Source organism: Nodosilinea sp. LEGE 07298, assembly GCF_015207265.1.
In the GTDB taxonomy this organism is placed as follows: Bacteria; Cyanobacteriota; Cyanobacteriia; order Phormidesmidales; family Phormidesmidaceae; genus Nodosilinea.
In genome coordinates, this window is sequence record NZ_JADEXE010000011.1 from 48,827 (window position 1) to 55,082 (window position 6,256).

Sequence of the window (6,256 nt, forward strand, 5' to 3'; positions counted from 1 at the left end):
CTTAGGAAAGAAAATATGGCTACCCAAAATTCTGACCAGCATAAAGAAATTCATCAGCCGCTTACCCCTGAGGACGTGTCACCTGAGCAAAAAGCGGCCCAGAAAAAAGCTCTCGAAGAAAACGAGAACATGGTGCTAAATCCGGGGGATATGGTTGACGGCGAAAAAACCCTGGAGGAGAAGTCTCAGCAGGTGGCTGTCGACGCTCCTGACATTACCGGTGACCACATCGTTGTACCCACCTACTTTGTCGTAGACGACCCCGAAGAAGGCCAAAAGGCACTACACCACGTCAAAGACGCCGAAGAAATTTCTGACGTCATTCGTCAGGCCCGCGTTGACGAGTCGGGCGAGCGCACCTGGAACTAGCCCTACAAGCAGCCTTACAACGCCATGAAATATTCAACTACCGACGAACCTGAACTGTCTGATCTGTCGGCTAAGGCAAAGAACAGCAGGTTGAGCACGTTTCTAGGCAAGGTTGCGCTGTCAGTTATCGCCGCTCCCCTAGGGGGCTACCTCCTGGGGTTGCTGCTTGAGCGACTCTGGCCAGGTGAGATTTCCTGGTCGCTGACGCTGCTGCTATTGGGCCTTATCGTCGGCTTGATCTACCTTTGGCTGTGGATGAAGCGCGATCGCTGGAGCGATCGCGCCAATTTGAGTGAATAACACCGTCCTTAGCAATAAGCGCCAAGGCTGACATCAAAGCCTCAGCGTTATCATCGTCATTTCAGCACTGGAGTTTTCGAGGCAGTCTCGATGGCCCTGGTGCTCTCCTAGCTCCCCTAAAGGCGCTGCGCCAATGCCTTCAGAATCAAGTAGCATCCTGACTTCGACTCCATCGGAGCTTTAGTTACTTTAGGGCTAGGCAAAGTCGAAACCGGTTTTCGACGACGCTGCCCACAAAACGCCCCACTGCCCAACCTCTCTCCAAAGTTCCCTTACTTTATTTCTGCCAAACCCCTCTTCCACAGCGGTTGTTTGGGAATCATTGGCACGCTAAATTTCTATATTCAGCAGGGCGAAAATCTTTCGGCCAACCCGTGCCCAGTCTGGCAATCCCTGCTAATGTGAATGTCTAAATTCTGCCGCTAACGGGTGAAGACATCGTCGGTGCTAGCACCATTTGAACTACTGTGGGCTCTGATTGGGTTGGTTCTCACCATTGTGGCCACCTGGATGGAAGCCTTTACCCTCAGCGCCCCGTGGGGCTGGGGCCAGTCTGGAATAGGAATTTTATCGCTGGGGGTCAGCTTTCAGGTCGGGGCCGTGCTGCTGACCGGCTGTGTCGGGGGCAAAAATGCGGCGGCACTCTCGCAAATTGCCTACTTGGTGCTGGGGCTGGCCCTATTTCAGGTATTTGAATTTCCGGTATTTACCCAAGGTGGCGGCCTCAGCTACGTGCGCGAACCCGGTTTTGGCTATTTAATCGGCTTTGTGCCTGCTGGCTGGGTATGTGGTTACCTGGCCTTTCAAAACCCACCCAAGCTCGAAACCCTGGCACTGAGCAGTCTCAGTGGGCTGGGCATTATTCACGGGCTAGGTATTATTTACCTAACTCTGGCCTCCCTGCTAGGCTGGTTGCAGACCGTATCGGCCTCCTACTGGGAGCTGCTGCTGGGCTACTCAATTTTGCCGCTGCCGGGCCACCTAGTGGTAGTGTGTGCCGTGGCAGTGCTATCGCTGGTGCTGCGTCAGCTGTTGTTTTACTAGGCCCATGAGAGTGCGAAATCGTTGGTTTTGGATCGCCGCCGGGGTGGGGCTGGCCCTCGATCAGCTGACAAAGATGTGGGTAGCTCAAACCTTTGAACTCACCACACCACCCGACTCCCTGCCAATTTGGCCGGGGGTGTTTTACTTTACCTATGTCACCAACAGTGGTGCCGCCTTTAGCCTGTTTAGCAACAATGGCGAATGGCTCAAGTGGCTGTCAATGGCCGTTAGCCTGGGGCTGATTGCCCTAGGCCTAAAAGCACGATTGCCCAACCGCTGGGAGCAGGTGGGCTACGGGCTAATTTTGAGTGGTGCCCTGGGCAACGGCATCGATCGCATGTTGGCTGGAGAAGTCATCGACTTTCTCGACTTTCGACTAATCCGCTTTCCAATCTTCAATTTGGCCGATGTGTGCATCAACATTGGCATCGCCTGCCTGCTGATTGCGGCTTTTAAAACACCGCCACCCAAACAGAGGGAAGTTTAGTTGGTTTAGGGTTCAAGGCAACACCTCGAACCCTAAACCTTGAACCCTATTCCCCTGCCACTGGCACCGCCTTCACCTTCCAAATATCGCGGGCATATTCGGCAATGGTGCGATCGGCAGAGAACTTGCCGATCCGAGCCGTATTGAGAATGGCCATGCGTACCCAGCGATCGCGGTCTTCGTAGGTGCGGCTAACGTGCTCCTGGCACTGCACGTAGGCGGCGTAGTCAGCCATCACCATGTACGGGTCATCGACCAGCAGCGAGTCGAGAATCGGCAAGAACAGGTCGGGCTCACCGGGCGAGAACAGCCCTGAGGCAATCACGTCCAGCACCCGTTTTAGCTCGGGGTTGGTGTCGTAGTAGTACCAGGGGTTGTGGCCCACGGCCTTGCAGGCGGCCACCTGTTCGGTGGTGAGGCCAAACAAGAAGAAGTTGTCGGCTCCGACCTCTTCGCGAATTTCTACGTTAGCGCCGTCGAGGGTGCCCACGGTGAGCGCCCCGTTGAGGGCAAACTTCATGTTGCCGGTACCCGAGGCTTCCATGCCAGCCGTCGAAATCTGCTCAGACAGATCAGAGGCCGGAAACAGCCGCTGGGCCTGCGACACGTTGTAGTTGGGCAAAAACACCACCTTCAGCCGCCCGGCCACAATCGGGTCGTTGTTTACCACATCGGCCACGGCGTTGATTAGCTTCACCACCAGCTTGGCCATGGCGTAGCCTGGGGCCGCCTTGCCGCCGAAGATCACCGTGCGGGGCACGACATGGTCGCCGGGGTTTTGCACCATACGGTTGTACAGCGTTACCACGTGCAGCACATTCATCAGCTGGCGCTTGTACTCGTGGATGCGCTTAATCTGCACATCAAACATCGAGTCGGGGTTGACCTCTAGGCCCAGGGTGTCTTGGATGTAGCGGGCCAGGCTCCACTTGTTTTCTTGCTTAATGGCCTGCCAGGCGCGACGGAAATCGGCGTTGTCCACGTGAGCCTCTAGATCCTTGAGGAGATCTAGGTTGGTGATCCAGCTGTCGCCAATCGTTTCAGAAATTAGCTGAGCTAGGCGGGGGTTGCACTGCAGCAGCCAGCGGCGGGGGGTAATGCCGTTGGTCTTGTTGCTAAATTTATGGGGCCACAGCTCGTAGAAGTCTTGCAGCACCTCCTGCTTCAGCAGCTCGGTGTGCAGCGCCGCTACTCCGTTAATGGCGTGGCTACCCACACAGGCCAAGTTAGCCATCCGCACCCGCCGCTCAGGGCCTTCTTCAATCAGCGACAGACGCTCCAGGCGAGCAGGATCTTTGGGATAGCGCAGCTTGACCTGGTCTAAAAAGCGCTGGTTAATTTCGTAGATCAGCTCCAGGTGGCGCGGCAGCAGTTTGCCAAATAGGTCTACCGACCAGCGCTCCAGGGCTTCAGGCATCAGCGTGTGGTTGGTATAGCCAAAGGCACGCTGGGTAATTTGCCAGGCGGTTTCCCACTCCATGTGGTGCTCATCGAGCAGCAGGCGCATCAGTTCAGCCACCCCGATCGCCGGGTGGGTGTCGTTGAGCTGAATCGCCGCCGAGTCGGCCAGCTTGGTCAAATCGCTGTGGTCACGCAGGTGCAGACGAATAATGTCTTGCAGGGAGCAGGCCACAAAGAAGTACTGCTGCTGCAGGCGCAGCTCTTTGCCCTGGCGAGTTTCGTCGTTGGGGTAAAGCACCTTAGTGATGTTCTCAGAGATCATCTTGCTAGCTACCGCCCCAAAATAGTCGCCCGAGTTGAAGGCAACTAGGTCAAAGGCTTCTCCGGCCTCAGCCTTCCACAACCGCAGAATGTTGACATTCTCGGTACCGTAGCCCGGTACCGGCACATCGTGGGGAATGCCAATCACCGTCTGACCTGGCACCCAGCGCACCTGGTAGTCGTCGTCGCCGTCTCTGTAGACCTCGGTGTGGCCGCCAAACTTGATCTCGACGCGGTAGTCGGGGCGAGCAATTTCCCAGGGATTGCCGTAGCTGAGCCACTTGTCGGGGGCTTCCACCTGGTGGCCCTGGCGAATTAGCTGGGTAAAGATACCAAACTCGTAGCGAATGCCGTAGCCCACCGCTGGCAGGTTGAGGGTGGTGAGCGAATCCATGAAGCAGGCGGCCAGGCGACCTAGACCGCCGTTGCCCAGACCCGGCTCGGCCTCACGCTCTAGCAGTTCGTCCAGGTCGAGGCCGCAGTCGGCCAGGGCGTGGCGCATGGTGTCGTAAAGGCCCAGGTTGATTAGCCCGTTGCCCAACTGCCGACCCATCAGAAACTCTGCCGACAGGTAGTAAACGGTTTTAGCGCGCTTGTCGGCGTAGGTTTTAGCGGTGCGAATGCGCTTTTGCAGCAGCTGGTTGCGCACGCTGTGGGCCAGAGCCGTGTAGTAGTCGTGGGCGTTGGCAAATTGCTCGTCTTTGCCCTGCACCCAGTGCAGGTTATTGACCAACGCCTGCTGTATTTGGCTCACCTGTGCCTCAGCATCGAGAATGACATCCCCCGCGACCCCTAGCGACAGAGGCACTTCAGCCGCTGTGCTTGAATCGGGCAGACGAACAGATTGCTTAGCCATAAGAACCCTTAATACTGTAATGGTCACACCAGAATTCGCTGGCAGCCTGCAGGCTCGAAGCAGATGCCGCAAGCGCCCCGTCAAGGGCAAGCTCGGGCCATTCGCTTTGACAATGCAGCCTTAATTACTCAAGACTTTTACACCAACAAACCCCAACACGGATTGTTTATCGACCCCAGCTGCGTCAAAACGCTAACGCAGCTTTGGTGCGATGGACCCATTTTAACTGGCCACGAATAAAACACTGTTACCAAAACAACACGAAGTAGTGCCACATGATAGAAACCGCCTTTTAGTCGCCCCCAAACAACCCCTGAAATAGCATCATACCCAACATAGAAAAAAGTCTATCAGGGCCTTAAGCGTTGCTACACAGAGCGTTGACAGGGCTTAAAAAAATGTTAAGAGAAATATTATGAGCCGGTAGTTTAGAACTATTAAGTTGCGTTAATTAGTACTTCAAATAATGGATTTAGTTGTGGAAAAAGCCTGCAAGCCTCGCAGATAGGGAGTTTTAAGTGTAACGAAAGTTTTTTGAAGAAGTCTTAATATGGTTAAGAATGGCTTTACATTGATGCGTCGTCGGCTCTTGAGGCCAATGGTCTGGCGCTGGGTAAATCACTTTGACTATCTTAATCAATTTATTGTCAAGCTGATTCTGACTATTGAAAATCTAATTGGCTACTGCCAGCCCTTCTAAATACTATCTGTAGATTAATTTAAGGCGAAGATGTTTTGAAAACTACGACAAAACACGCTTTTTTGTGGTCCTAAACTATGCTGTGGGTAACCTAAACGTTTGGCCAACTACCCATCAAGCCTACTTAGTGCCAAACAAGCGATCGCCCGCATCCCCTAACCCCGGCAAAATGTAGCCGTGCTCGTCGAGCTTTTCATCGACGGCAGCGGCGTAAAGGGGCACGTCAGGATGCTCGCCATGGAAGTGAGCCACGCCTTCGGGGGCAGCCAGCAGGCAGAGAAACCGCAGCGATCGCGGATTGGCCTGCTTCAGCGGGTATAGCGCCGCCACCGCTGTATTGCCCGTAGCAATCATGGGGTCAACGACGAGAACATCGCGATCGCTCAAATCCTCCGGAACCTTAAAGAAGTATTCAATCACCCGCAGCGTTTGCGGGTCGCGGTAGAGGCCAATATGACCAACCCGCGCCGAGGGCATTAGCTCTAGAATGCCGTCGAGAATGCCCTGCCCTGCCCGCATAATCGAAACTATCACCAACTTTTTCTCTGGAGCCAGCACTGGCGCTTCCATCGTGGTCATGGGCGTTTGGATGGTCTCTAGCTTCAGCGGCAAATCTCGCGTCACTTCGTAGGCCATCAGCAGGCTAATTTCCCTCAGCAGCGTACGAAACTTGGCGGTACTGGTCTCGGCCCGTCGCATCAGGGTGAGCTTGTGCTGAATCAGGGGGTGGTCGATCAGGTGAAGGTCAGGCATGGGTGGGGATGAGGGGAAGGGGGGA

General features: G+C 55.0%; 7 protein-coding genes. 5 read left to right on the plus strand and 2 right to left on the minus strand.

Annotated features, from left to right (window positions below):
- The first annotated feature begins 15 nt into the window (after window positions 1-15).
- From IQ273_RS02930 to lspA, 4 genes are all read left to right on the plus strand, one after another.
- A complete protein-coding gene (locus IQ273_RS02930; RefSeq protein ID WP_194021680.1) occupies window positions 16-369 on the plus strand; it encodes a hypothetical protein in 354 nt (117 codons plus the stop codon).
- A gap of 24 nt (window positions 370-393) precedes the next feature.
- Entirely contained in the window at window positions 394-669 is a 276-nt protein-coding gene (locus IQ273_RS02935; RefSeq protein ID WP_194021681.1) for an AtpZ/AtpI family protein, read from the plus strand.
- Window positions 670-1,113: 444 nt separating this feature from the next.
- Window positions 1,114-1,713: a biotin transporter BioY gene (locus IQ273_RS02940; protein WP_313898005.1), complete on the plus strand. Its 600-nt coding sequence runs from the start codon at window positions 1,114-1,116 to the stop codon at window positions 1,711-1,713.
- Between the two features lie 4 nt (window positions 1,714-1,717).
- The gene (gene lspA, locus IQ273_RS02945; protein WP_194021682.1) at window positions 1,718-2,200 is read left to right on the plus strand and encodes a signal peptidase II; all 483 of its coding nucleotides are present in this window, start codon (window positions 1,718-1,720) and stop codon (window positions 2,198-2,200) included.
- Between the two features lie 46 nt (window positions 2,201-2,246).
- Here lspA and IQ273_RS02950 read toward each other — a convergent pair whose 3' ends face one another.
- A complete protein-coding gene (locus IQ273_RS02950) occupies window positions 2,247-4,778 on the minus strand; it encodes a glycogen/starch/alpha-glucan phosphorylase (RefSeq protein ID WP_194021683.1) in 2,532 nt (843 codons plus the stop codon).
- 63 nt (window positions 4,779-4,841) lie between these two features.
- Between IQ273_RS02950 and IQ273_RS02955 the strand changes: the two genes are divergently transcribed.
- Window positions 4,842-5,018 (plus strand): hypothetical protein, encoded by a 177-nt coding sequence (locus IQ273_RS02955; RefSeq protein WP_194021684.1) that lies wholly within the window; start codon window positions 4,842-4,844, stop codon window positions 5,016-5,018.
- A gap of 580 nt (window positions 5,019-5,598) precedes the next feature.
- Here IQ273_RS02955 and upp read toward each other — a convergent pair.
- Entirely contained in the window at window positions 5,599-6,231 is a 633-nt protein-coding gene (upp, locus tag IQ273_RS02960; RefSeq protein WP_194021685.1) for a uracil phosphoribosyltransferase, read from the minus strand.
- Between the last annotated feature and the right edge of the window lie 25 nt (window positions 6,232-6,256).